The organism is Mesorhizobium sp. B2-3-5 (genome assembly GCF_006442395.1).
Classification (GTDB): domain Bacteria; phylum Pseudomonadota; class Alphaproteobacteria; order Rhizobiales; family Rhizobiaceae; genus Mesorhizobium.
This window is the reverse complement of sequence record NZ_VFVX01000005.1, coordinates 28,653-52,760: the sequence shown is the minus strand read 5'-3', so window position 1 is coordinate 52,760 and position 24,108 is coordinate 28,653. Positions and strand designations below refer to the sequence as shown.

At 63.6% G+C, this 24,108-nt stretch carries 27 protein-coding genes; 14 read left to right on the top strand and 13 right to left on the bottom strand.

Translation table 11 applies throughout. From position 1 onward, the window contains the following. Nucleotides 1-64 precede the first annotated feature (64 nt). The 6 genes from FJ958_RS08090 to FJ958_RS08065 all read left to right on the top strand — a co-directional run bounded on the left by FJ958_RS08090 (nucleotide 65) and on the right by FJ958_RS08065 (nucleotide 5,915). Nucleotides 65-943 (top strand): ABC transporter permease, encoded by an 879-nt coding sequence (locus FJ958_RS08090; RefSeq protein WP_140741370.1) that lies wholly within the window; start codon nucleotides 65-67, stop codon nucleotides 941-943. After that, nucleotides 940-1,782, top strand: coding sequence for an ABC transporter permease (locus FJ958_RS08085; protein ID WP_140741368.1), 843 nt, complete (start codon nucleotides 940-942; stop codon nucleotides 1,780-1,782). Before FJ958_RS08090 ends, FJ958_RS08085 begins: the two co-directional genes overlap by 4 nt. Next, nucleotides 1,779-2,921, top strand: a complete 1,143-nt coding sequence (locus tag FJ958_RS08080) for an ABC transporter substrate-binding protein (protein WP_140741366.1) — start codon at nucleotides 1,779-1,781, stop codon at nucleotides 2,919-2,921. Before FJ958_RS08085 ends, FJ958_RS08080 begins: the two co-directional genes overlap by 4 nt. After that, nucleotides 2,914-4,095, top strand: coding sequence for an ABC transporter ATP-binding protein (locus FJ958_RS08075; protein ID WP_140741364.1), 1,182 nt, complete (start codon nucleotides 2,914-2,916; stop codon nucleotides 4,093-4,095). The genes FJ958_RS08080 and FJ958_RS08075 overlap by 8 nt, the downstream gene beginning before the upstream one ends. Before the next feature lie 300 nt (nucleotides 4,096-4,395). Next, on the top strand, nucleotides 4,396-5,115 hold the full coding sequence (locus FJ958_RS08070) for a hypothetical protein (protein ID WP_140741362.1): 720 nt from the start codon (nucleotides 4,396-4,398) through the stop codon (nucleotides 5,113-5,115). 146 nt (nucleotides 5,116-5,261) lie between these two features. Continuing rightward, nucleotides 5,262-5,915 carry a glutathione S-transferase family protein gene (locus FJ958_RS08065; protein ID WP_140741360.1) on the top strand — a complete coding sequence of 218 codons (654 nt, stop codon included), beginning with the start codon at nucleotides 5,262-5,264 and terminating at the stop codon, nucleotides 5,913-5,915. A 39-nt stretch (nucleotides 5,916-5,954) separates the two neighbouring features. Here FJ958_RS08065 and FJ958_RS08060 read toward each other — a convergent pair whose 3' ends face one another. The 3 genes from FJ958_RS08060 to FJ958_RS08050 form a co-directional block, all read right to left on the bottom strand. After that, nucleotides 5,955-6,323, bottom strand: a complete 369-nt coding sequence (locus FJ958_RS08060) for a hypothetical protein (RefSeq protein WP_181176328.1) — start codon at nucleotides 6,321-6,323, stop codon at nucleotides 5,955-5,957. 120 nt (nucleotides 6,324-6,443) lie between these two features. Continuing rightward, on the bottom strand, nucleotides 6,444-7,283 hold the full coding sequence (locus FJ958_RS08055) for a hypothetical protein (RefSeq protein WP_140741359.1): 840 nt from the start codon (nucleotides 7,281-7,283) through the stop codon (nucleotides 6,444-6,446). Nucleotides 7,284-7,409: 126 nt separating this feature from the next. Further along, on the bottom strand, nucleotides 7,410-9,032 hold the full coding sequence (locus FJ958_RS08050; RefSeq protein WP_140741357.1) for an ABC-F family ATP-binding cassette domain-containing protein: 1,623 nt from the start codon (nucleotides 9,030-9,032) through the stop codon (nucleotides 7,410-7,412). Between the two features lie 384 nt (nucleotides 9,033-9,416). Between FJ958_RS08050 and FJ958_RS08045 the strand changes: the two genes are divergently transcribed. Together FJ958_RS08045 and FJ958_RS08040 are read left to right on the top strand one after the other, a co-directional pair. After that, complete coding sequence (locus tag FJ958_RS08045) at nucleotides 9,417-9,728, top strand: hypothetical protein (RefSeq protein WP_181176327.1); 312 nt, start codon at nucleotides 9,417-9,419, stop codon at nucleotides 9,726-9,728. 180 nt (nucleotides 9,729-9,908) lie between these two features. Further along, on the top strand, nucleotides 9,909-10,538 hold the full coding sequence (locus FJ958_RS08040; RefSeq protein ID WP_140741356.1) for a glutathione S-transferase family protein: 630 nt from the start codon (nucleotides 9,909-9,911) through the stop codon (nucleotides 10,536-10,538). Between the two features lie 5 nt (nucleotides 10,539-10,543). Here the strand turns inward: FJ958_RS08040 and FJ958_RS08035 are convergent, their stop codons facing one another. Further along, the gene (locus FJ958_RS08035; RefSeq protein WP_140741354.1) at nucleotides 10,544-11,143 is read right to left on the bottom strand and encodes a YdeI family protein; all 600 of its coding nucleotides are present in this window, start codon (nucleotides 11,141-11,143) and stop codon (nucleotides 10,544-10,546) included. A 185-nt stretch (nucleotides 11,144-11,328) separates the two neighbouring features. Here FJ958_RS08035 and FJ958_RS08030 point away from each other — a divergent pair, with 185 nt between their 5' ends. After that, nucleotides 11,329-11,673: a VOC family protein gene (locus FJ958_RS08030; protein ID WP_140694694.1), complete on the top strand. Its 345-nt coding sequence runs from the start codon at nucleotides 11,329-11,331 to the stop codon at nucleotides 11,671-11,673. Nucleotides 11,674-11,873: 200 nt separating this feature from the next. Here the strand turns inward: FJ958_RS08030 and FJ958_RS08025 are convergent, their stop codons facing one another. After that, the gene (locus FJ958_RS08025) at nucleotides 11,874-12,779 is read right to left on the bottom strand and encodes a S1C family serine protease (RefSeq protein WP_140741352.1); all 906 of its coding nucleotides are present in this window, start codon (nucleotides 12,777-12,779) and stop codon (nucleotides 11,874-11,876) included. A 341-nt stretch (nucleotides 12,780-13,120) separates the two neighbouring features. On the opposite strand from FJ958_RS08025, the gene yghU reads away from it, so the two are divergent. Beyond that, the gene (gene yghU / locus FJ958_RS08020) at nucleotides 13,121-13,987 is read left to right on the top strand and encodes a glutathione-dependent disulfide-bond oxidoreductase (protein WP_140741350.1); all 867 of its coding nucleotides are present in this window, start codon (nucleotides 13,121-13,123) and stop codon (nucleotides 13,985-13,987) included. Nucleotides 13,988-14,058: 71 nt separating this feature from the next. Here the strand turns inward: yghU and FJ958_RS08015 are convergent, their stop codons facing one another. From FJ958_RS08015 to FJ958_RS08005, 3 genes are all read right to left on the bottom strand, one after another. After that, nucleotides 14,059-14,853, bottom strand: coding sequence for a hypothetical protein (locus tag FJ958_RS08015; RefSeq protein WP_246679542.1), 795 nt, complete (start codon nucleotides 14,851-14,853; stop codon nucleotides 14,059-14,061). A gap of 263 nt (nucleotides 14,854-15,116) precedes the next feature. Continuing rightward, the gene (locus FJ958_RS08010; RefSeq protein ID WP_140741349.1) at nucleotides 15,117-15,416 is read right to left on the bottom strand and encodes a DUF1236 domain-containing protein; all 300 of its coding nucleotides are present in this window, start codon (nucleotides 15,414-15,416) and stop codon (nucleotides 15,117-15,119) included. A 713-nt stretch (nucleotides 15,417-16,129) separates the two neighbouring features. Beyond that, nucleotides 16,130-16,453 carry an exopolysaccharide production repressor protein gene (locus FJ958_RS08005; protein ID WP_348642196.1) on the bottom strand — a complete coding sequence of 108 codons (324 nt, stop codon included), beginning with the start codon at nucleotides 16,451-16,453 and terminating at the stop codon, nucleotides 16,130-16,132. Between the two features lie 150 nt (nucleotides 16,454-16,603). On the opposite strand from FJ958_RS08005, the gene FJ958_RS08000 reads away from it, so the two are divergent. From FJ958_RS08000 to FJ958_RS07985, 4 genes are all read left to right on the top strand, one after another. Beyond that, a complete protein-coding gene (locus FJ958_RS08000) occupies nucleotides 16,604-17,344 on the top strand; it encodes a sulfotransferase family protein (RefSeq protein WP_140741347.1) in 741 nt (246 codons plus the stop codon). Nucleotides 17,345-17,459: 115 nt separating this feature from the next. Beyond that, nucleotides 17,460-17,744, top strand: a complete 285-nt coding sequence (locus tag FJ958_RS07995; RefSeq protein WP_140741346.1) for a hypothetical protein — start codon at nucleotides 17,460-17,462, stop codon at nucleotides 17,742-17,744. 311 nt (nucleotides 17,745-18,055) lie between these two features. Next, nucleotides 18,056-19,111, top strand: coding sequence for a DUF535 family protein (locus tag FJ958_RS07990; protein WP_181176326.1), 1,056 nt, complete (start codon nucleotides 18,056-18,058; stop codon nucleotides 19,109-19,111). Nucleotides 19,112-19,293: 182 nt separating this feature from the next. Next, nucleotides 19,294-19,500 carry a hypothetical protein gene (locus FJ958_RS07985; RefSeq protein ID WP_140741342.1) on the top strand — a complete coding sequence of 69 codons (207 nt, stop codon included), beginning with the start codon at nucleotides 19,294-19,296 and terminating at the stop codon, nucleotides 19,498-19,500. Between the two features lie 213 nt (nucleotides 19,501-19,713). On the opposite strand, the gene FJ958_RS07980 is transcribed toward FJ958_RS07985, so the two are convergent. From FJ958_RS07980 to FJ958_RS07960, 5 genes are all read right to left on the bottom strand, one after another. Beyond that, complete coding sequence (locus tag FJ958_RS07980) at nucleotides 19,714-19,929, bottom strand: hypothetical protein (protein WP_140741340.1); 216 nt, start codon at nucleotides 19,927-19,929, stop codon at nucleotides 19,714-19,716. A 25-nt stretch (nucleotides 19,930-19,954) separates the two neighbouring features. After that, on the bottom strand, nucleotides 19,955-20,725 hold the full coding sequence (locus tag FJ958_RS07975; protein WP_140741339.1) for an exodeoxyribonuclease III: 771 nt from the start codon (nucleotides 20,723-20,725) through the stop codon (nucleotides 19,955-19,957). 173 nt (nucleotides 20,726-20,898) lie between these two features. Further along, the gene (locus FJ958_RS07970) at nucleotides 20,899-21,552 is read right to left on the bottom strand and encodes an alpha/beta fold hydrolase (protein ID WP_140741337.1); all 654 of its coding nucleotides are present in this window, start codon (nucleotides 21,550-21,552) and stop codon (nucleotides 20,899-20,901) included. Between the two features lie 207 nt (nucleotides 21,553-21,759). Continuing rightward, entirely contained in the window at nucleotides 21,760-22,887 is a 1,128-nt protein-coding gene (locus tag FJ958_RS07965) for a tetratricopeptide repeat protein (protein ID WP_140741335.1), read from the bottom strand. Next, entirely contained in the window at nucleotides 22,884-23,789 is a 906-nt protein-coding gene (locus tag FJ958_RS07960; RefSeq protein ID WP_140741333.1) for a Ku protein, read from the bottom strand. Before FJ958_RS07960 ends, FJ958_RS07965 begins: the two co-directional genes overlap by 4 nt. Nucleotides 23,790-24,108 lie beyond the last annotated feature (319 nt).

Genomic DNA, 24,108 nt, shown 5'->3' with positions numbered 1-24,108 from the left:
ATCACCCAATCTTGGCCCGGGAACAAAACAGGCGCTTCAAAGAAGCGCGGACGTCCGGGTGCTCATGAAACGACGATGGACATTGTATGATCCACGCCTGGCGTGGATGCTGGTGGCGCCGGTGCTCCTGCTGCTGATCTTCTTCCTGGTGCTGCCGATCGCCGTGATGGCGGCCTACACCTTCTTCACCTTCGTCACCGCCGGCGTGGAAACCAGCGCGTTGACGACCGCCAACTGGCACGAATTCCTGACCGACAGCTATTATTCGGGCTTCCTTCTGAAGACGCTACGGGTCGGCGCGATCACCGCGCTGCTCTGCGGGGTGCTCGGCTATTTTCCCGCCTATTTCATCTGGGCGACGACCTTCAAGCACAAATGGCTGCTTTTGCTTCTGCTCATCGTTCCGTTCTGGATCAGTTTCACCATCCGCACCTTTTCCTGGATCAACATCCTGGGCGAACAGGGCGTCATCAACGTCGCGCTGCTGAAACTGGGCATCATCAACGAGCCGCTGCCGATGCTCTACAATGAGGGCGCGGTCATCCTGGGCATGCTGCACTTCCTGCTGCCCTACATGATCCTCAACGTCTATGTCAGCCTCGAGGGCATAGACCGCACGCTGATTTCGGCGGCCCGCTCGATGGGCTGCACCAGCGCGCAAGCGTTCCGCGAGGTCACCCTTCCGCTGTCGCTGCCCGGCCTGGCGGCGGGCCTGCTGCTCTGCTTCGTGCTGGCCGCCGGCAGCTATGTGACACCGCAGCTGCTCGGCTCCGGCCGCGACGCGCTGTTCGGCAATCTGATCTACGACACCATCATGGGCGAATTGAACTGGCCGATGGGCGCCACGCTTTCGATCGTGCTGTTCGTCGTGCTCGGCTTCTTCGCCGCCGTCTACACGCGCTACATGGGCATGTCGCAGATCGTCAAAGGGCTTGGGGGATGAGAGGGACACGGCGCAAGCAGGAAGGCAGATGGGCCTGGCGGCTGACCGGCTTCGTGACGGTCTGCGTCTACATCTTCATGTTCGCGCCGATCGTGGCGACGGTGGTCCTGTCGTTCAACGCCTCGATGTTCGGCGGCTTCCCAATGACCGGGTTTTCCCTGCAATGGTACGCCAAGCTGATGACCAATGAGGCCGTGCTGGCCGCCTTCCGCACCTCGCTGTGGATCGCGCTGGTCACCGCCGCCGTCACCACCGCGATAGGCGTCGTCACCGCGTTCGCGCTGGTGCGCTTCGAATTCGCCGGCAAGCAGGCGCTGAGCACGCTGGTGATCCTGCCGGCGCTGGTGCCGGAAACCATTCTCGGCGTCGGCCTGCTGGTGCTGATCAAGGCGATCGATCAGCCAAGGACCATGCTTCTGCTGGTGCTCGGCCATATCCTGCTTGCCGTGCCCTATGTGGTGCTGATTACCCAGGCGCGCATGGTCGGCATAAGGCGCGTCTATGAGGAGGCCGCACTCTCGCTCGGCGCCTCACGACTTTCGTCCTTCCGCGAAATCACGCTGCCGCTGCTCATCCCGGCCGTTGTCGGCGGCGCGCTGCTCGCCTTCACCATCTCCTTCGACAACACGTCGGCCAGCCTGTTCTGGCGGCCGGCGGGCGTCGAGACCATGCCCACCCAGATCCTGTCGATGCTCAAGATCTCGATCAGCCCGGAGATCAACGCGCTCGGCACCGTGATGATCCTGGTGACCGTCGGCATCCCGCTGCTCGGCGGTCTGATCCTGCAGAGCCTGACAAGATTGAAAAGACGTGGCGAACCAAAGGAGGAGATGAAATGAAACTCACCAACAGCAAGCGGCTGGAACGGCTGCAAGACCGATACATGAACGGCGGTGTCAGCCGCCGTACCTTCCTGACGCTGACGGCCGCCGCGGCGGCCGCGGCGGGCCTCGACATGCCATGGATGCGGCAGGCGCTCGCGGCCGTCGAACAGGTCCGTTTCGACGGCTGGGGCGGCACGGTGCAGGACGCGATCGACAAATATGCCTTCCAGCCCTACACGGCCAAGACCAAGATCAAGGTGGTCCAGGGTACGTTCGGCGACGAGGACGAGATCATCACCAAGATCAAGACCGCCAAGCCCGGCGACTACCAGGTCATCCATTCCTCCGGCGTCAACTACTACATCAAATACGTCAACGGCGGCCTGACCTCGGAGATCAACGAGGCCAACATTCCCAACATGGTGAATGTGCTGCAGCCGATGATCGAGCCGTTCCGCAAGCTGACGCCGAAGCTGTCGGCGGTGCCTTACGACTACGGCACGACAGGCATCGCCTACAACACCAAGGTGATCTCGCCGGAAGAGGCCAAGCAAAAGGGCGCGGCGCTTCTGCTCGACAAGAAGTACGCCGGCAAGGTCGGCGGCTATGACGACATGACGACGCGGGTCTGGTACGCGGCACTCGCCACCGGACAGAACCCCAACAACATCAAGGACATGGACGCGATCTGGGCCAAGGTGCGCGAGACGCGCGACCTCGCCAAGAAGTTCTGGAGTTCCGGCGCGGAACTGATGGACCTGCTTTCCAAGGGCGAGATCGTGGTGACCGACGCCTGGTCGGGCCGCGTCGCGGCACTCCAGGACCAGGGCCATCCGATCGGCTATCTCGATCCGGCCGGTTCCTATGCCTGGATGGAGGACATGCTGATCCTGAAGGGCTCGCCGATGGCCGAGTGCGAGGAGCTGATCAACTTCATGCTCGACCCGGCGACCTCGATCGCAGTGGCGGAAGGCCAGAGCTATCCGCCGTCGCTCGACCCGACAAAGGTCAAGCTGACCGAGAAGATCGAGAAACTGCCGGCCTTCGACAAGACGGGGACGATGAAGACGCTGACCTTCGCCGATCCGGTCTACTGGGCGACCAACGAGGACGCCTGGACCAAGCAGTGGAACAGGATCTCCAAAGGTGCCTGACAGCCAGAACCTGACCGAAGCACCCCGGCCGGAAGCGGCCGGGGTGGCCAAAGCCGGCGCGGCGAGACCCGCCCCGGTCGGCGCCGAGGCGAACAGCCCGGCGGTCGAATTCCGCAACATCGACATCGCCTATGGCAAGTTCGTCGCCGTGCGCGATTTCTCGCTGTCGATCCGCAAGGGCAGCTTCGTCACCCTGCTCGGGCCCTCGGGCTGCGGCAAGACGACGATCCTGCGCTCCATCGCCGGCCTGGTCGACATTTCGGGCGGCCAGATCATGATCGGCGGGCGGCGTGTCGACGACGTGCCGATCTACAAGCGCAACATCGGCCTGGTCTTCCAGAGCTACGCGCTGTTCCCGCACAAGACCGTATTCGACAATGTCGCCTTCGGCCTGAAGTACCGCAACGTGCCGAAGCCCGAAATCAAGCGCAGGGTCGGCAAGGCGCTCGAGATGGTGCGGCTGCCGGGCAGCGAGAAGAAACTGCCGTCGCAACTGTCGGGCGGCCAGCAGCAGCGCATCGCGCTCGCCCGCGCCATCGTCTTCGAGCCGCAGGTGCTTTTGCTCGACGAGCCGCTGTCGGCGCTCGACGCCAACATGCGCGAGGAGATGCGCGTCGAGATCAAGAAGATCCAGAAGGAAACCGGCATCACCGCCATCTTCGTCACCCACGACCAGGAAGAAGCGCTTTCGATGTCGGATCGCATCGTGGTGATGAACGCGGGCTCGTCCGAGCAGATCGGCACGCCGGAAGAAGTCTATGAGCGGCCCGCCACCGCCTTCGTCGCCGATTTCCTCGGCAAGGCCAACATGCTCGCCGGGACGGTGAGCGTGTCCGGCCAGGGCACAGCGACGGTGGTGCTTGCCACCGGCCAGACGATCAACGTGGCCTGCCCAAGGCCGCTTGCCCAAGGCGGCAATGTCACGGTGGTGGTGCGGCCGCAGAAACTGTCGGTCGGCGCGGCGGCGAGCGCCAACCGGCTGTCCGGCCGCGTCGTCTCCGCCTCCTACCTCGGCGGCAGCGCCATCTACGAGGTCGATATCGGCGGCAGGACCAGCATCCGCGCCAACGTGCCGATCAGTGGCCGCGTGCTTCGCGAAGGCGAGGCGATCGACCTCGGCTTCGATCCCGAAGGCTGCGTGCTTCTGGACGAAAGCGGGCGGCGGATTTCGTAGGGCGGTCGAGGCTGTCAGGTGCGAGCGGCTGGAGATCGGTGTTCCAAATGATGACCGGGCACTATTGCGGGCGACCGTTGAAAAAATCAACGACGGCAATTCGTCTTTGCCTGTCCTTTCGCGCGCCCGTCCTACCCGTTGCGGATCAACGTAACACCTTGGCTTGGCACGGCGACCTTCGCCGATGAAATCGAGCCTTCCAGCGATTCCCCGTGCTAAAGGAACTGTTTGAGCCCGGTTTCGGTTGTCTGCTGTGCGAACCGCCGTCCCACGGAGGCACCTGAAGAGCGAAGATGAGACATGAACCCGGCGAAAAGACAGCGCGGTTCCTTTCGCGATATCCTGAGCGGCATCGTTGCGACGATCGCCGCCCCTGACCGCCCAGCGAAGCGCGGCATGAGCACCGCCACCCCGTCAACGGTCGCCGAATGGCCGCTGCCGCCGTCGGCGACGCTTGGCTCCTCCTTGCGCCTGAAGGGCATCGAACGCGAAATCCGCGCCAGCCTGCCGTGGACGGTGAGGAAATTCGCCAGGGCCGAGACGGGCCGCATCGTGTTGCGCATGCCGCAAGCCGACGCGGATGCGTTCCAGACCGCTTCGGCGGCCATCTCCAGCACGCTGGAGGGAATCGAAACCCTGGCCGTGCTTCCGCGAGAGGCGGAGGACATTCTCGCCATCTCTTCGCGCGAGCGTCACAAATGGCTGAAGGATGGCCGCCTGAAGAGCATCGGCACGCGCACCGTGAAGATGCGCGGCCGATCCAGGAAGGTAACCTTCCATGTCTTCGACCCACGGTATATCGAGGACATTCTCGATCGTGACCTGGCGACCGCCTGGCGGGAGGACGATGCGCGGGAAGTGTCCGAAAACAGACGGCGCGGGGCCGGCAAGGCGGCGCTCACTCGTGCAGGCAAGCGGACGGACAAGGCTCGCAAGACCAGAAATTCGGCAAAGGACGATGCTCCAGCGCCAAAGCTCGAAGGCTGGGACACGTTCGAGGCGGAAGGACTGCTCCGCTAACCTGGGGGGAGTCAGCGGGTTCGGCCCGCGAGACCGAACGGCGCAAACCCGGGACAACTTGTCGGGAACGACACCGCTCGCTCGTCCTATGGGTGCCAAGCGCAACGACCGACACCCGACCGATCACCCCATCCGGAGCCTTTCCAATGACCCCCACCATCACCGCCTTTGCACGATCCCCCGACCGCGGCAGCGGACAGGCACGCGACATGCGCGTTCGGTGGGCGCTGGAGGAAGTGGGCCAGCCCTACGACGTTCGCCTCGTGTCGTTCCGCGCGATGAAGGAGCCCGCGCACCGTGCGCTGCAGCCTTTCGGACAGATTCCGACCTATGAGCAAGGCGATCTCGTTCTGTTCGACTCCGGCGCGATCGTGTTCCATATCGCCGAGCGCCATGCGGGCCTGCTGCCCAATGACGCGAATGCCCGAGCGCGCGCGGTCATGTGGATGTTTGCCACCGTCAGCACGATGGAGCCGGCGATCGTCGAACGGGAAGTCGCCGTGCTCGTCGAAGGCAAGGAGAGCTGGCACGAGCAGCGCCTGCCCATGGTCGAGAACCGGATCCGCGGTCGCCTCGGCGAGCTCTCCGACCGGCTCGGCGATGCCGAGTGGCTCGACGGTGCCTTCAGCGCCGGCGACCTTCTGATGATAATGGTGCTGCGCCGGTTGAACCGGTCGGGCTTGCTGGAGGAATACCCAAACCTCGCCGCCTATGTCGCGCGCGGCGAAGCGCGGCCCGCCTTCAAGCGCGCCTTCGCCGCCCAGCTGGCGGTTTTCACCAACGCATCGAACGGTGGATGAAGGCGGGGCACCTCAGCTTCCTCCCGACGGCGAGCATAATTAAGGATATTTCGCCCGATCTGCGCCGGCGGGGCTCAAATCGCCCTGCAACTCCTTCGGCAGGGGAAGGCTTGAACATTGCAGATGCACGTTGCGGGCGAACAGCTTCCGCTGCTTCTGCTCGTGCTCCTTGACGGCTGCTATGAGCCCCAGCCCATACGGGCCAAGCGCCGCGAATTGCCAACCCGGGTGCTGCTTTTCGCGAACTTCGTAATCAGCCGCCGCCGCCCGGGCCCGCTGGCATTCCGGCGACGCCCATTTCTGGTCCCGCGGCGAAAGCGACGCTCCGTAGTCGACCGGAGAGGTCGCGCATCCGGCCACTGCCGCGGCCAATGCCACCGACATTGCAAGTCTCACCGCAATGCTCATCCCGAAGCCCTACCCGACCGTTGAGAGTACCCGGACTCTCGTTCCGACAACCAGACCGCTCCGATGAGGGCTGCGAACAATATGGTTCCGTCCCGACAGCCGGCACAAGTGCTTCAGCATCTAGACCGCTCCAATTTCCGGGAAAAGGCGGTTGACGGCATCTTTGTTGACGCCATCTACACCTTGCCACCAGATGACCGGATAGCCCCAGTCATTGGTGTGATCTGGCGGCCGATCTCTATGCTCGTCCGACGTAAACGCATCCAGGAAACCGCAGCGGTCCGCCGGTTTGAGAACACCACAGAGACCAAGGATTTCGATGAGGACGCGGCGCTCCGAACCGTTTGACCTGATCACCTTGCCAATACGCTTTTCCAGCTCATTAGGGTTCGCTTTCGGTGGCAAGCCAGACGCGATTTCCACAATCCGGGCGAGGATCGAATAGTCCTCCTGCGTCGGATCGGGCGGATTGGCTTTCTCGAATTGCGCGAGGTCGAACCAGCCGTACAGCGGGTTCAAATGACGGACGCCGCCCCATTTCCATCTCTCGAAACTCAAGACATTGAGGTCTTGTTGTTCTCCTATGGGATGACTGTAAAGCCCACAGAGACGGCATCGCAGCGGGCCGCTCGGCATTGGACCACGGCTTCCCTCCACAAGCGGATGGTCCGGGAAGTGCGCGGAGAACGAGAAGCTGCCCAGCGCTGAGCGCAACTCAAGCCGGCGTGTGCTGAGGCTGGCCAGGAAGGCGTCCGCGACCTGCTTTATGCCGATGCGATTGCGAACAGCGAGCAGTCGTCCGACGATATCGTCATGGCTCATCTCGACAGGGTCGAACATGTAGCCAGCCTGCCGAGCATACTCGAAATCCGCAGGGCCGATCGTGTCGCCTCGCTTCCAACCGTCTGACGACCAATATGCATCGAGAAGTATCTGGAGAGCCTTCTTGTCCTGCAACATGGCCGCCTCTTCTTCCGGATTACGTCCTATCCGCGATGGTACGGCTGGTAATGATCGCGTCTACTGCTGCGAAGGCATGAAACAAACTGCGTTGGCTTGCGCAGGGTTAGTCGTCGCCGCCCCCTCCTAGCTCCGCAGTCCCGGCGCTTCCTGTCCTGTCCTCTCCACATACTCCGTATAACCGCCGCCATAGGGGTGGATACCTTCCGGGGTCAGCTCCAGCACACGGTTGGAGAGCGCGGCCAAAAAGTGCCGGTCGTGCGAGACGAACAGCATGGTGCCTTCATATTGTGACAGCGCCTCGATCAGCATCTGCTTGGTGGTGATGTCCAGATGGTTGGTCGGCTCGTCGAGCACCAGCAGGTTGGGCGGGTCGAACAGCATCAGCGCCATCACCAGCCGCGCCTTCTCGCCGCCCGACAGCACCCGGCATTTCTTCTCGATCTCGTCGCCGGAAAAGCCGAAGCAGCCGGCGAGCGCCCTGAGCGGCGCCTGGCCGGCCTGCGGGAAATTGTCCTCCAGCGTCTGGAACACCGTGCGTTCGCCTTCGAGCAGTTCCATGGCGTGCTGGGCGAAATAGCCCATTTTCACGCTCGGCCCCCGCGCCACCGTGCCGGTGTCGGGGTCGGATGCGCCGGCCACCAGCTTCAAGAGCGTCGACTTGCCGGCGCCGTTGACGCCCATGATGCACCAGCGCTCGCGGCGGCGCACCTGGAAGTCCAGCCCCTCATAGATGGTGCGGCTGCCATAGGCCTTGTGGACGTTCTTCAAGGTCACGACATCCTCGCCGCAGCGCGGCGCCGGCTGGAACTCGAAATTCACCACCTGGCGGCGCTTGGGCGGCTCGACGCGGTCGATCTTGTCGAGCTTCTTCACCCGGCTCTGCACCTGCGCGGCGTGCGAGGCGCGCGCCTTGAAGCGCTCGATGAAGGCGATCTCCTTGGCCAGCATCGCCTGCTGGCGCTCGAACTGCGCCTGCTGCTGCTTGTCGGCGATCGCCCGCTGCTGCTGGTAGAATTCATAGTTGCCCGAATAAGCGGTGAGCGAACCGGCATCGATCTCGACGATCTTGTTGACGATGCGGTTCATGAACTCGCGGTCATGCGAGGTCATCAAGAGCGCGCCGTCATAGCCCTTGAGGAACTGCTCCAGCCAGATCAGGCTTTCGAGATCCAGATGGTTGGAAGGCTCGTCGAGCAGCATGACGTCGGGCCGCATCAACAGGATGCGGGCCAGTGCCACGCGCATCTTCCAGCCGCCCGACAGCTTGCCGACATCGCCGTCCATCATCTCCTGGCTGAAGCCGAGGCCGTCCAGCACCTCGCGCGCCCGGCCGTCGAGCGCATAGCCGTCGAGTTCCTCAAAACGGTGCTGCGCCTCGCCGTATTTCTCGATGATCTCGTCCATCCGGTCGGCCTGGTCGGGATCGGCCATGGCGGCCTCGAGTTCCGCCATCTCGGCCGCCACCTCACTCACCGGCCCGGCGCCGTTCATCACCTCGGTGACTGCGCTGTGGCCCGCCATGTCGCCGACATCCTGGCTGAAATAGCCGATGGTGACGCCACGATCGACCTGCACCTGGCCCTCGTCGGGCTGCTCCTGGCCGGTGATCATGCGAAACAGCGTCGTCTTGCCGGCGCCATTGGGCCCGACAAGGCCGATCTTCTCGCCTTTCTGCAAGGCGGCCGACGCCTCAATGAAGACGATCTGTCGGCCGTTCTGCTTGCCGATGCTTTCAAGTCTGATCATGGGAGGTCCGGGAAGCTCAAGCGGATTGGAGGATTTGCCCGCGCCCTTACGCGAATGACAGTGCGGGGGGAAGAGGCAGAAGCGCCGCAGATAGCGCGACACTCTTCCTTCTCCCCTGTGGGACAAGGTGGCCTCGCGCAGCGAGGTCGGATGAGGGGTGCTCCAGCTTGGCGCCGACGGCACTCCGTCCAACACCCCTCAGCCGTCTCGGCGCTGCGCGCCGATCCACCTTCTCCCACAAGGGGAGAAGGAAACCCCTCCCGGAAACACTCCAGAAACAAGATTCAACACCTCGGAAAAACTAAGGAAAAGATCGGCAGGCATAAGCAGCCCCGCGGCGACCGGACAGCGGCCGCCGCGCCGACGCAAAGGGATGGCCTGACAATGCAACGACGTTCGACGGGATGGATCGGTGCCGTAGCCGGCATTTCTCTCGCCATGCTTGCGGTCGCACAGTCGGGCGCGGAAGCGGCGGTTACCCGGAGCGAATATTGCAGCCGGCTCGGTCTTCAACTTAACGGGGCCATCCGGACCAAAGCCGCACCCGGTGCCAATGCGAGCCAGATCGCCCAGGCAACGGCACTCCAGGACAGAGCGAACCGGTTCTGTGCCGAGCGCAAGCAGGCACAAGGCATCCGGACCTACGCCAACGCCTTGAAGCTTCTGGGCGTGACACCGGTCGACCTCGACCAGTGACAGCAGCCATCACCTCGAGGAACAGTGAATGGCCCGTTTTTTTCGCGACGTTGCGTTCCGTGTTCAAGTGCCGATATATCCGAGCAGCGGCACATAGCCCCTGTGGACTGACCGAACGCATGAATCGGGTGTCGGCATGCAGCGCACCATGCGAGCATCGATCCATCACGAGGATCGGCCATGCTCACGCTTCACGATTATCTGCCGTCGCAAAATGGCTGGAAAGTCCGGGCCCTGCTTGGGCTGCTGAAGATCCCTTACCACACGCGCATCGTCTCGATCTTCGAGGGCGAGAGCCATACCGACGCGTTCCTGGCGCTCAACCCGGCGGGCGCGGTCCCGGTGCTTCAGCTCGAAGACGGCAGCGCCATCGCCGAATCCAATGCGATCCTCACCTACCTCGCCGAAGGCACGCCCCTGCTGCCGGCCGATCGCTACCGGCGGGCCAAGGTCATGCAGTGGCTGTTCTTCGAACAATACAATGTCGAGCCCGTCATCGGCTCGCTGCGCTTCTGGACCCTGACCGGACGACTTGAGCGCAATCAGGCCATGGTGGCCGGCAAGCGCGAAGCCGGAGCACGAACACTCGCCGCCCTGAACCGCGGCCTTGGCGAGACGCGCTTCCTCACCGGAAACGATCTCACCATCGCCGACATCGCCGTCCATGCCTACAGCCACCGCGCCGGGGATTGCGGATTCTCTCTTCCGGACTACCCGGCATTGCTCGCCTGGACCGGCCGCGTGCGCGAAGCCATCGGTCCAGGCTACCCGGTCCATCCCTATCGCATCGACCCACATTCCGGAGCCTGAGGGCTCTACTTCTTGCCCTGTGGATGGATCGTCTCGCCGCGCTTCAGCATCGCGACAAAAGTCTCGATCTTCTTCCTGCGGCCGGCCTCGGTCTTCATGTTGTGGGTGCGGAAGGCGAGCGAGAAGCGGTTCTGAGCGCTGAGTTTTTCGAACATCGCCCTTGCCTCGGGTTCGGCATCGATCGCCGCCTGCAGATCGTCGGGGATCTTCATCTCCTTGCCGCTGCCATAGGCGCGCGCCCAGCGTCCGTCGGCCTTGGCCGCCTCGACCTGCTTGAGCCCATGCTCGGTCATGCGGCCCTCCTCGACCAGCCGCGCGACATTGTCGATGTTGATCTTGCTCCAGATGCTCTTCCTGCCGCGAGGCGTGTAGCGCTGCAGGAAGCTGTTCTCGTCGAGCCCCTTGCGCACCGCGTCGATCCAGCCGAAGCACAGCACGACGTCGATGGCCTCCTTGGGCGTTATCGACTTCAGCCCCGAACCGACCTTGTGCACCTTGATCCACACTTCGGTTTCCGTGGCGTGGTGCTCGCTGAGCCAGGTGTAAAAACTGGCCGCGTCGGGAAATTCTCGGACCCTGGCGGGATCGACCTTGACCGGGGCCATCAGGCGGCCTGCCTGTTCGGTGTTGGCGTCACTGTCATCTTGCCTCCGGCATCATACGATTTCCGGCATTATTGCATGATTCACTGTCAGCTTTCGTCAGCAGCGGGACACGCTTCCGCGAAGCAACGGAACGCACCAACCGCCGTCGCGTTGCGGCAAGAGTGCCACCGCCCAGGGAGATCGCCATGGCAATACAAACCATTTTTGCCCATGTCAGTTGCTCCGACCTGAAGGCCAGCATCGGCTGGTATGAAAAGCTCTTCGGCAAGGCGCCGCTGCGCCGGCCGATGCCGGGGCTGGCCGAATGGCAATTCACCGAAAGCGCCGAGGTGCAACTCTTCGAAGACAAGGACAAGGCCGGTACCTCGACGCTGACGCTCGGCGTGCTTCCGCTGGCGCCCGAAAGACAGAGGCTGGTGGATGCGGGCCTCGAACCCGGCCCGATCGAGAAGGCCGACGATTTCTGGATCATGCGCATGCGCGATCCCGACGGGAACCTGGTGGTGTTTGCGAGTGCACTGCGGGACTAGAGCAATTCCAGGAAAAGTGCGTAGCGGTTTTCCGTCCGAGACTGCGTAAAAACAAAGAGTTAGAGCGGGTCAACGATTCTATCGCTGAACCGCTCTAGGAGTGCCGGAATGCCCGCCTGGGCATATCCCTCCCGCCTCGAATGGCAAGGTAACTATGCCGGTGGCGGCGCTGCCGGCGTCAGTCTTGCCCGCCGCCCGGCCTATTGCAACTGCGGCTTCTTCAAAAAACTGCCGCGGTCGGCGGACTTGACGCGCAGCCAGGTCTCGCGTCCGTCGCGCACCACACGCATCGGGATCTCCGCACCGGCCGAGCCGCTGTCCCACAGCTTGCGATAGAAATCGGCGAGCCCGTCGACCGCGCCGTCGCGGACCTCGGAAATGACATCGCCTTCGCGGAGGCCGGCCTTGGCGGCCGGGCCGCCTTCGGTCACGCTCATCACCACCACCTTGCCGTCGCTTTCGGCCGACAGCGCGCCGAGCCACGGACGCGGCGGCTTCGCCACCTGGCCGCGCGTCAGCAGGTCGTCGAGGATGGGCGGCAACAGGTCGATCGGCACGATCATATTTATATCTGCGACCTCGCCGGCACGGCTCATCTGGAGGCGCAGCGAACCGATGCCGAGCAACGCGCCATCGGCGCCGAACAGCGGCGCGCCACCCCAGGACGGATGCGCGGGCGCGATGAAGATCGCCTCGTCGAGCAGATACTCCCAATAGCCGGCGAATTCCTGCTTGGTGACGATCCTGGCCTCCACCGCCCGGCCGATGCCGTCGGCAAGCACGACCGCGTCGCCGATCCGGGCCTTGCCGGCATCGCCCAGCGCCACCGCCGGCAGGCCGGCCGGCGCGAGCGCCTGGACCAGGCCGAAGCCTGATTCCTGGTCGTAGGCCAGCGCGTGCGCGGGGATGACGCGGCCGTCATGCGAAGTCAGCCAGACCTCCTCGGCCTCGGTGATGAGATAGCCGATGGTCAGCACCAGCCCGTCGTCGCGAATGACGACGCCGCTGCCTTCCCTGAGCGTGCCCAGCGCGCCGGCCGTGAAGGCATCCTCCGGCACGGTGGCCCGCACGGCGACGACGGAGCGCGGATTGGGATTGATGGTCATGCTTTTGTCCTGCGATGCAAAATGCCTTGGCGGCTTCTCTTATAGGTATGCCTCGGGGGGCATGGTGCAAGGGGTGAGAGAGCTGCCCTTCTCCCCTTGTGGGAGAAGGTGGATCGGCGCGCAGCGCCGAGACGGATGAGGGGTGTTGGAAGGAATGCGGTGGGTGCCAAGCTTGGCACCCCTCATCCGACCTCGCTTCGCGAGGCCACCTTCTCCCGCAAGGGGAGAAGGAAGAAGCCCCAGCGCTATATCAACAATAGTTCAACACAAGTTGAACTTCCACCTCGCCAACCCTAGTTGTACAGCGACCTATCCATTTTTCCCACCGCCCGAGGCTCGACATGACCGACTACACCCCGCCGAAAGTATGGACCTGGAACAAGGCAAATGGCGGCACCTTTGCCAGCATCAACCGGCCGATCGCCGGTCCGACGCATGACAAGGAACTGCCCGTCGGCAAGCATCCGCTGCAGCTCTATTCGCTGGCGACGCCGAATGGCGTCAAGGTGACCATCATGCTGGAGGAGCTTCTGGCGCGCGGCCACTGGGGCGCCGAATACGACGCCTGGCTGATCCGCATCAACGATGGCGACCAATTTGGCAGCGGCTTCGTCGAGGTCAATCCCAACTCCAAAATCCCCGCTTTGATGGACCGCAGCGGCGCCACTCCGGTGCGGGTCTTCGAATCCGGTTCCATCCTGGTTTATCTCGCCGAGAAATTCGGCGAATTCCTGCCTCCAAAGCAGCCGGCCCGCGCGGAAGTGCTGTCCTGGCTGTTCTGGCAGATGGGCTCGGCCCCCTATCTGGGCGGCGGCTTCGGCCATTTCTACGCCTACGCGCCGGAGAAGATCGAATATGCCATCGACCGCTTCTCGATGGAGGTGAAACGTCAGCTCGACGTGCTCGACCGGCGGCTGGCCGAGGTGGAATATCTCGGCGGCAAGGATTACACCATCGCCGATATGGCGGTCTGGCCCTGGTATGGCGGACTGGCGCTCGGGCGGCAGTATAATGATTCCGCCACTTTCCTGTCGGTGCAGGATTACGAGAACGTGCAGCGCTGGGCGAAGGCGATCGACGAGCGCCCGGCTGTCAAGCGTGGCCGCATGGTCAACCGTGCCTTCGGCGAGCCGGCCATGCAGCTCCACGAGCGCCACGACGCCAGCGATTTCGAAACCCGGACGCAGGACAGGCTGGCGGCCGAGTAAGCTGAAGGGAGCCGAGTAAGCTGAACGGACGACGCGCCGGCCTTCCTCCCTGTGGGGGGAGGTCAGCCGCTTCAACCCACCGCTCTCTGCTCGACGGCCGATATCCATAGCCGGTCAATGTCGGCAAGAACCGTCTCGTCGATCTCGTCGAGATGGTTCCAGTACATGCCATCCTCATAGAAATAGCCGAGATCCTTCTCGATCCGTTCGGCCTTTTCGGCCTGGTCGAATTGGATGGTGCCCAGAATTTCCGCTTTCATTTCGGCGATCCGCGCTGGCGACAGGCCGCCGAGCTGGTCAAAGGCGAGGCTGGGAAAGACCAGCCGGCTGCGCGGCAGGTCGGACAGGTTGATGCACAGGCAGTCGTGCTTCAGGGCCTGGACAAGCAGGCGCGCCGACTTGGCCTCGAGGTTGCGCAGGGTAACGTCATCGCGCAGAGGGTCGGCACGGCCGATGCCATAGAAATGCGTCTTGCCCGGCTGGTCGTAGATCATGTCGCAGCCCAGGAATGCCAGCACATCCGGCTTCTGGCTGTGAATGGTCCAATAGGCTGCCGTCAGCGCCATCGTGGCGCCGGCATAGACGAAGCCACCGAAGGCGTTCTGGGCCGGGACATACTGGGTGGCGCTGAATATCTGGGCCTGCCGCAAGGTCGCGTCGTGAGGCAGGCGGTTCGGCGGGAAATCGCCGGCATGGACGAGGAAATCCCAGTCGGGGCGCACGCGCCAGGCATTGTTGATGGCGACGATCCGGCTGAAGGCCTGCTTCGGCCAGGGCTCGCAACGCACCGCGTCGGGGGCGCTGCCAAGCAGAAGGATGACACGGGCGCCCTCGCGAACATTCATCTCGGCTGGCTGGATGGTCATCGAAGGCTTTCAGGTCTCAGCCGCAGGCCGCGCCTGCCATGCATCGTCTGCCGCCTCGGGCGCAAGCTGGCGCGCGGGAAGTTTCGCACGAGCGCGACCATGCCCCTTGGCGCGCCGCTATGCCAGCCCGGCTACGCAGCTGGTACAGACGATCCATGCCTGCCCAAGGCCTGGTTCAAAAAGCCTGTCTCAAAAAGGATTCGAAAAGGAAAGCCCGTCACGGGATCGTGACGGGCTTTTCCAAGGCGAGCCTACGATGCGACTCAGTGCAGGACTTCGACGATCTGACGCGTGTCGGGATCGACCAGCACGGTCTCGTGATTGATGACCGCGACGCGGTACTTGACGTTCGGCACCTCGCGCAGTTCAACCTTGTCCGGTACCGGGGAGCCAAGCTTGAGTTCGAGGCCCAAAAGGTTCACCGACGCCAGCGGCTCCCTCTTGACGTATTCGCGTACGACTGTCTCCTGTTCCGGCTGCAGGACAACGGTTTCGGCCAGGGCCGCACCAACGCCGCCCATCAGAACGATCGCAGCAGCCGCACTTGAAAGATAATACTTCATAACAACCTCCTTGTCGGGATATCTGAAAGCCACCCTGCAAGGAAACTCCATCGCCGCTCCAAGGTTCCATCCGCAATTTTGGAACAAATGTGGCAACGCAAAATCGCAAAGATGGCTTCAATTGCTAGCATCCACGCATGACACCAGCGAATATGCTTTGAAAATTTGCGTGTAAATTTCGTTGGATTGCGGAATAATCGGAGATGCACACAAGGCCCCTGGGAACAGCACAGGCGCGCCTCGTCGATGCTGAACCCACTGTTCTGCCTTAGCAACAGCTAACGTGGAGCGTGCGGTGTCGTTCCAGGTGCCACAACCCTGTGCACAAAAAAAGGCCCGCCCTGCCAGGGGCAGGACGAGCCTTCAATAACCGGCGGAGGTGGCGACCTCACCGGTCACATCGGGAAAACGCCCGCTTCGGCTTATGGTTCCCACCGGTATGCGACGTGGCCTGCCGGTGTGATGCAACCCACGTCGTCCTAATTCCACCAAGGAGGCGATGCGGCCCCCGACCCGCGTGATCAAGCATCTTTCCCGCTGATGTCCGTCGTTATCGCGCTGGCGGTGCCCTTGCAGGGAATTGCTGGCGCACTGGCGAATGGATAGTGGCTGAGGCAGGGCTGCCGCTTACAGCCAGTCCGGCAAGATCGCCGCGCCGACCGGCCGACCGCAGGGTCGGCCATCTCGGCCATAGCCCAGGCCTGGCGCGAGCGTCAGAACGAGACACCATCCCGATGTAACGGCGGGACTGCGTCGATCGAATCCTGGCTCGTTGCGGCATCTTGCGCGCGCCTATGGATCAGCCCCACGACGAGCACGAAATATCCCACCTGCAGGACAACCAGGGTCACCACCGTCCAGGTGAGCGCCTTCCAGAAGGAACCGGTGGCCATATATGCCCAGACCGCGACAATGATGGTCGTCGCCGACATCCCCACGAGAAACCGCCCAACATACATCGATGCGCAAATCGCCGAACGTCCCAATTCGGCCGATTCCCCTGCCCGAATTCCCGATACCCGCGCCCAACGTTTCATTATTTTAGCAACAGCGCAAGTGTGTGATCGGTCCTTATAGGATCGGCTTGGCGCCGACTCTCGAAATTTGTTGCACCGTGGCCCTGTCGGGAGCAATTTGATGCTCACGGACCGGGCAACAAAGAACACAAGTCCGATGGGGATGGGGAAATGGCGCTCAAGCTGATCGGGGCTGGTTTCGGCCGCACCGGCACGTGGTCGACCTTTGCCGCGCTGAACAGGCTCGGCCTGCCTTCCTACCACATGCAGGAAGTGATCATGAACAAGGCCAACAAGGGCCATCTCGACTTCTGGCGCATGGTGGCCAACAGTCCGCCCGGCACCCAGCACGACTGGAACCGGGTGTTCGCCAACTATACGGCCACCGTCGACAATCCCGGTTGCTGCGTGTGGCGGGAACTGCTCGTCGCCTATCCCGACGCCAAGGTGCTGCTGACGCTGCACCCGCGCGGCGCCGAAGCCTGGTACGAGAGCACGATCGACACGATCTATTTCACCGAGAATGTCTGGCAGTTCAAGATCCTGGAATGGCTGACGCCGTTCGGCTGGAAATTCGGCGACATGTCGAAGAAGCTGGTGTGGGGCCGCGCGCTCAAGGGCGTGATGGACGACCGCGCCAGGGCGGTGGCGCGCTACAACGCCTATATCGACGAAGTGAAGGCCGCGGTGCCGCCCGAAAAGCTGCTGGTCTATAAGGTGACAGAAGGCTGGGGCCCGCTGTGCGATTTTCTGGGCGTCGCCGTGCCCAACGAACCCTTCCCCAACCTCAACGACCGCGAAACGATCAAGAAGATCATCCGCGACATCATCAAGGGCTCCTACATCATGCTGGGGCTGAGCGTGGCGGCCGTCGCGGCGGCGGTCGCCGCATTGTGGTGGTGGCTGCGGTAGCCCGCCACCAAGGCAGACGGCAATCCGTGATGGGCCAGGCCGTACTCGCGAGTGCGGGAACAAACGCCGGCAGCCCGAGTTTTGCCTCCAGTCTTCACAACTATTGGAGGCCACGATGGCACCGCGCGGCAAACCCCGCACCGACGATGATGACGGCCCGCAGGCGGATAGCCCGACCATCGAGCAGCAGGATTGGGACGCGGTCAAGGGTGGCCAGATCCTGCCCGACAGCGTGCCGGAAAACGGCGACATGCGCTACGGCACCGAGAAAGAGGGCGACCTGCCGGAAGAGGATGACGACAATCCCTACCAGGAGAGTGACGAGGCCCTGCCCGACGACGAGGAAGAAGCCGCGATCGCCCGCCGTCCCGGCCTCGAGGGCCGCTTCGACGAGACGTGATTTGATCGTTGGAAATTCCCTGCCGTCGAATCCGGTAGAACTTCGCCGATTGAAGGATCTTTGGCGAATTGGGCGCGGCCGACAAGCTTGTCTTCCTCGGCACGGTGCCAGGCAAGTCTACGAGGCCAAGCTTCGATGGCAGTTTCCGGAAAGAAATTTCATCATCGAGTTTTTCACCCCGAAATCCAGTGAACCCGGAACCATCAGCTTACCGTTTGGCAGGTCCGATCGGGAACGAGACGCTCACCCCGCAATGTCCGCGTAATGCCCTGGAGCTAACCCGCCCCCACAACAACCATGTGGGATGTATCTTGATTACCGAAACGAGCGAGCGCGCCTTGCTGCGGGAAACGGCCGGCGTCTTCGGCCAGGTCCTCGGTCTTTGCAGGCGACTGGGGATCGGACAATCCAGGGTTTTCCTCACCCGTTTTGCCAGCAAACCAGTGAGCTTCTTCAAATGGTTCCGCTTCCTCGCGGGTTTCCGGCGGCGGCATGGGCTGGGCTGCCCGAGCGACGATCTGCTGCGCAAGAAGCCCTACAAATTCCTTGCCCTTGGCTTGCCCGGCCGTCGCGGTTTCGAACTGCTGGTCGACCATTTCAATCTGGCTGCGGCGGGCCTGCCACGCGACGTCCTGGAAGCGGCCTGGCGCGGACGGGCGGTGGATATCGGCCATGTGACCGGACGGCGCGATGCCTATGCGATCACCATGCTTCTGTCGGTTCATTCCGGCACCAGCCACGAAGGCGCCTTCTCGATAAGGCTGACACGGCAGAGCGATCGGCTCGACCTGGTGCGGCTGAGCTTCATTCTCTATTCTCTCGGCAACGGCCGCTACACCGTGGCGATCGGCGGACTCCAGGGCAGCCGCGAGCCGGGCGCCAAGCGGGCCGTCATCAACGCCACGCGCGACCTGTGCGGGCTCAGGCCCAAGGATGCGGCACTCCTGGTCATGGAAGGGATCGCGACCGGCGGCGGCGCCCGTCATCTGCTCGGCGTCTCCGACGCCAGGCACACCATCAACTTCCGCATCCCCAGGAAGCGCGCCGGCAAGCGCGCCGACATGGACCGGTACTGGATCGACCGCGGCGGACGGGAAAGTGGCGAATTCGGCTTCGCGATGCCGGTGCGCAGCCGCGACGTGGCGCTGCCGGCCAACCGGCGCGAGGCCTGCAAGTTTGAATTCGTGGAGATCGGCAGGGGCCTTTTCGCATCCCCGTCCGCCTTGCGCGGGAGCCCACCGAACCTGCCTGAAAGAGGCCCTTCTCCCGATGAAATGGAGGGCCGCGCGTCGCCTTTTTGCCCGTCCCAACGCCCGCATTCGCCTCTCAACAAGGTAAAGGTTTTATATTGCAATTGGCTAAAATAGCGGAACGTCCAATGGACATTGCCGGAACCGAACAGGCCCCCTCGGACCTTTGCGTGCGCCACCCAAGACCTTAGTCCTAGAAGAAAACGCAAAGGGCCGATGAGGGCCCCACCTCCGGGAACATCCGGCCCCTGCCGCCGTTTGCAAAGGTCTGCAAACCGGGCTCATCCCCGGAGGAAGTGATGTCCCATCGATCCATCATCATCAAGACAGGTCACGGTCCGGGCACGGCGGTTGCCGTGCTGACGGTCGGGCTGGTCGTGGTCGGCATCGTTTTCCTCGTCCTGGGCGGCGCGCTCTATCTCGGCGAACAGCCGTCCAATCATCATGCGCTCTCCTCCGTGCCGGCCCGATCGGTGCAGACGGCCGATCGCGCGGCGAAAAACTGATGAAAGCGCGGCAGGCGGCACCTGGCCGCCGGGCCACTTTTCTTGCCTGCCATCGGTTGCGCACCGGCGACGCCGCGCTGCAGTTCCTGCCTATTCCGCTTTCGCGGAAGTTTCAAACATAAGGCAATGTGCAATGGTGTCGTTGCGGCGGTACGAGCCGCCCTGGTTGACGCGGGCGCCCAGCATACCCCAACGTGCGCCCCCCCGCCCGCGTCAGCCATGGCGTCCGGCGCCATACAGTTTCTCATGCGTGGCGTCGGCCAGCCTGCCGGCCAGGCCGACCGGCAGTGGCAGGTCCTGTGACACCAGCCCGCCGGCCAGGGCCGGGCGCCAGCCGAAAATCCTGCGGTTGCGTCGCGTTGGTGCCGGCGAGCGCCAGCCCGGCGGTGTCGAAACCGCGAAGCGGTAGGCGCCGGGCGAGCGGATCACGGCGCTGGCCGACGACGTCGGCTGATTACTTCAGCTCCACCCACACCGGCGCATGGTCGCTGGCGCCGTCTTGCCCGCGCACATCGCGGTCGATGCCCGCCCCTTTCAGCCGGCGGGCGAGCGTCTTCGACAAAAGGATGTGGTCGAGCCGCAGGCCCGCATCGCGCGGCCAGCGGTTCCGCCGGTAATCCCAGAAGGTGTAGAGCGTCTCCTTCGGGTGCTTCTTGCGCAGCGCATCCGTCCAGCCCTGTTCGAGCAGGGCGGCGAAGGCGGCGCGGCTTTCCGGCTGCACCAGCGCGTTGTCGTCATAGGAGCGGGTGGCGTAGATGTCGCGCGACTCGGGCACGATGTTGTAGTCGCCGGCCAGCACCACCGGCAGGTCGGTGTCGAGCAGCTGTTCGGCATGCGCCTCCAGGCGCGCGTGCCAGGCAAGCTTGTAGGTGAATTTCGGCCCCGGCTGCGGATTGCCGTTCGGCGCATAGAGGCAGGCGACGACGATACCGTCCACCGCCGCTTCGATGTAGCGGCTCTGCCGGTCGGCATCGTCGCCGGGCAGCGTATCGCGGGTCAGGACGGGTTCGGATCCTCGCGCGAGTATGGCGACGCCGTTCCAGGTCGGCTCCCCCTTCCACACCGCGCCATAGCCGGCGGCGGCGAGCCTGGTCAGCGGAAACTGCGTGTCGCGCGCCTTGAGTTCCTGCAGGCAGACGACATCGGGTTTTGCGGCCGCCAGCCACGCCAGCAGGTTTTCGAGCCGGCTGTTGATGTTGTTGATGTTGAAGGTGGCGAGTTTCATTTTTGAATACCGAAGGCGACCCTCGCTTCGTCATCCTCGGGCTTGACCCGAGGATACATGCCGTGACCCTCACCGTGGAACGCGGCGGGGCAGAATTCCGAACCGTTGCATCGCCTTATCGTCACGGCATGGATCCTAGGGTCTGCGCGCGTCGCTTCGCTCCTTGCTCCGCCCTAGGATGACGACACTGATTGTCGTGCCACCCACACCTTCACCGTCTCCGCCACCGTCTTGAGATGATCGGCGGTGGAGAAACCCGAAACGCTCTTGCGCGGCTTGAGGTCGTGGTCGCCGTCTTCCAGCCAGATCACCTCGATCGCATCGGACAGCCCATAACCCGCCACCTCGTCCTTGGTGCCGAACTCGTCGCGCGTGCCTTGAAAAATCAGCGTCGGCGTCTTCAGCCCGGCGAGATGTTTTGTCCTGAGTTGCTCCGGCTTTCCCGGCGGATGGAAGGGATAGCCGAGGCAGACCAGCCCCGCGATTTCGCCCTTGGAAAACATCTCGTCGGCGACCATGGAGGCGACGCGCCCGCCCATCGACTTGCCGCCGATGATCAGCTTCCCGCTCACGCCCCTGGCCCTCAGGTCGGCGATCGCCTTGATGTATTCCGGGTTCACCGTCTCGGCCCGCGGCGGCGGCTTGCGGTGGCCGTAGCGGCGCGCGGCCATATAGTGGAACTCGAAGCGCGCGACCTGGAACCCCGCGACGGCCAGCGCCTTGGCGGTGGCGGTCATCGAGGGCGAATCCATCGACGCCCCAGCACCATGCGCGAGCAGGATGGTGACGGGCGCGGTGTCGTCGCCGTCGAAGAGGAAGCTGGTCATGAGACGCCCTTCTCAGGGAGGTCGAGTTCCCGCCCACCCCCCTCTGGCCTGCCGGACATCTCCCCCGCAAGGGGGGAGATCAGCAGCTCACGCGCGCCACCCATTCTTGCAGCGACCGAAATTGGCGAAAACGGCCGAGCGCTTGATCTCCCCCCTTGCGGGGGAGATGGCCGGCAGGCCAGAGGGGGGTGTTCAAGCGCAAACATCTCACCCCGCCGACTTCTGCGCCAGTTGCATGTCCACGAACTGCACGCCCCTGGTGGCCACGCCAGCCCATTCGGACTCGGAATCTAGTTCCAGATACCGCCCCCACAGCCGCCGTGCTTCAACCAGATTGCCGGCGTCGAACTCCAGCCTGGCCAGGTTGAACACCGGGTCGGCATAATTCCTGTCCAGCGCGATCGCCTTCTGCAGGTGCCTTCGCGCCGAGGCGTCGCGGCCCTGCTCGCTCATCAGCCCGGCAAGGTTGAACCAGGCTTCGACGAAGGCCGGGTCGAGTTTGATCGCGCGGGCATAGTCGTGCGCGGCTTCCCGCGCGTGGCCGCCGGCGCGCAGGCAGTTGGCGCGGTTGAAGGCGGCGATCGCGTCGCTGGGATCGATGGCGAGGCAGCGTTGGTAGAGCGCGGCGGCCCCGTCATGGTCGCCACCCTCCTCCGCCGCTTCGGCGTCGCTGAACAGCTCTTCCAGCGTGTCGTCGCCTTGCGCGGCCGCACCCAGATCGAACAGCAACTGGCCGTCGAGCTCGCTCTGGCCGCCTTCGAGATAGATCGCGTCCGGCCGGCCATGCTGCGAACCGACATTGAGCGACTTGGCCGTGAGCGAGGCGACCGGGCCGGAGCGGTGGACGGAACGCGCGATGGCGCCCCACGTCGCCCCGCCGACGACCAGCCCGGCATATTTGCGCGCCAGGATCAGGTCGCGGAAGGAATAGGGTTCCGCGTCGTGTTCGAAGGCATCGAACAGTGACAAAAGATCAAGGTCGGCGCCGGATAGCCGCGATTGCTCGATCAGCGATTGCCTGGACAGGGACGAAGCTTCCGGCGCCCTCATCAGCCCGAGCAGGCGCAAAAAGCCGTTCTCGCTGAGCAGCGTGCGCCCGGCCGCCTGCTCGGCGGCGATGCGGCGCTCGATCCCGGCATCGCCGTTCCGGGTCAGCCCTGCCTTGGCAAGCAAAGTCCGGCCGAACACGATATGCGTGGTGCGTCTGGTGATGCCGCGCCGGAGCTGGCCGTGCTGGCGCTCGACCTCGCGCGCGGCGAGCCGCAGCGGAAACGCCGCCAGCGCGCCGATCGTGCCGAAGACGGCGCCCGGGACCGAGACGGCTGGTGCCGTCATTTCTTGCTCTTGCCGACCGCCTTCAGCAGATTGGCCTTCAGCGGATTTTCAGGCGCGCCGCCCGCTGCCGCCTTCTTGGCGGGCTTGGCGGGCGCCTCCTCGGCCTTGCTCTTCGACTTGGCCGGCGGCTTCGATTGCGACAAGCTCGCCTTCAGCGCATCCATCAGGTTGATGACGTTGCCGCGCTCGGGCGCGGCCGCGATGATCGGCTTGTGACCCTTGAGCTTCTCGCGGATCATCGACATCAGCGCGATCTCGTAGCGGTCCTCGTAGTTCTTTGGGTCGAAGGTGGTTTCCTTCTGCTTGATCAGCGCTTCGGCCAATTCAAGCATTTCCGGGTCGGGCTTGCCGGCGGGGATGTTGCCGAAATACTCAGCCGTGCCGCGCACTTCGTTCGGGTTCCTCAACGTGCACACGAACATGCCGTTCTCGCGCGGACCGATGGTCACCACCCGCTCGCGGCTCGACAGCACCAGCCGCGCGATCGCCAGCTTGCCGGATTTGCGCATCGCCTCGCGCAGCACCGCGAAGGTTTCCTCCGCCATCGCGCCGTCCGGGGCCAGGTAATAGGGCGCGTCCTGATAGATGACGTCGACCTCGCTTTCGTCGACGAAGGCCTCGATGTTCATCGTGTGGTTGGATTCGATACGCACCGCGTCGAGGTCGGCATCATCGATGATGATGTACTGCTTGTCCTCGTACTCGTAGCCCTTGACCAGGTCCGAGCGCTCGACGAGCCCCAGTTCCGGGTCGACCGGCTTCATATTGATGCGGTTGTGGGTCTTCTTGTGCAGCTGGTTGAACGAGATGCGTTCGCTGGCGCTGGTGGCGGGATAGAGCCGCACCGGACAGCTGACCAGACTGAGTTTGAGGTAACCTTTCCAACTTGCCCTGGGCGCCATGATACACTCCTACGCGGCCATGCACTGACAATATATTGGAGCATGGTCTTGTCCCAAAAACCGGTTCCCACTTTTTGGGACCATGCTCCAAGCAGCGCTGTTCGTTCGAAGGACGATCAAGGCTGCGCAAATCCTACACCGACCCCGCACTTTACAGGCAAATCCTGACGAAATGTTTTAGCCCGCCGGAGGGGTCGCAGACAGAGAATAATTCAAATTGTAAGAAGCGTCGATGGACTTGGGTTCCTCGCCCCCACAAGGGGGGAGAGGTGGCTCGGCGAAGCCGAGACGGAGAGGGGGAATGGCGCAAACCTATCGC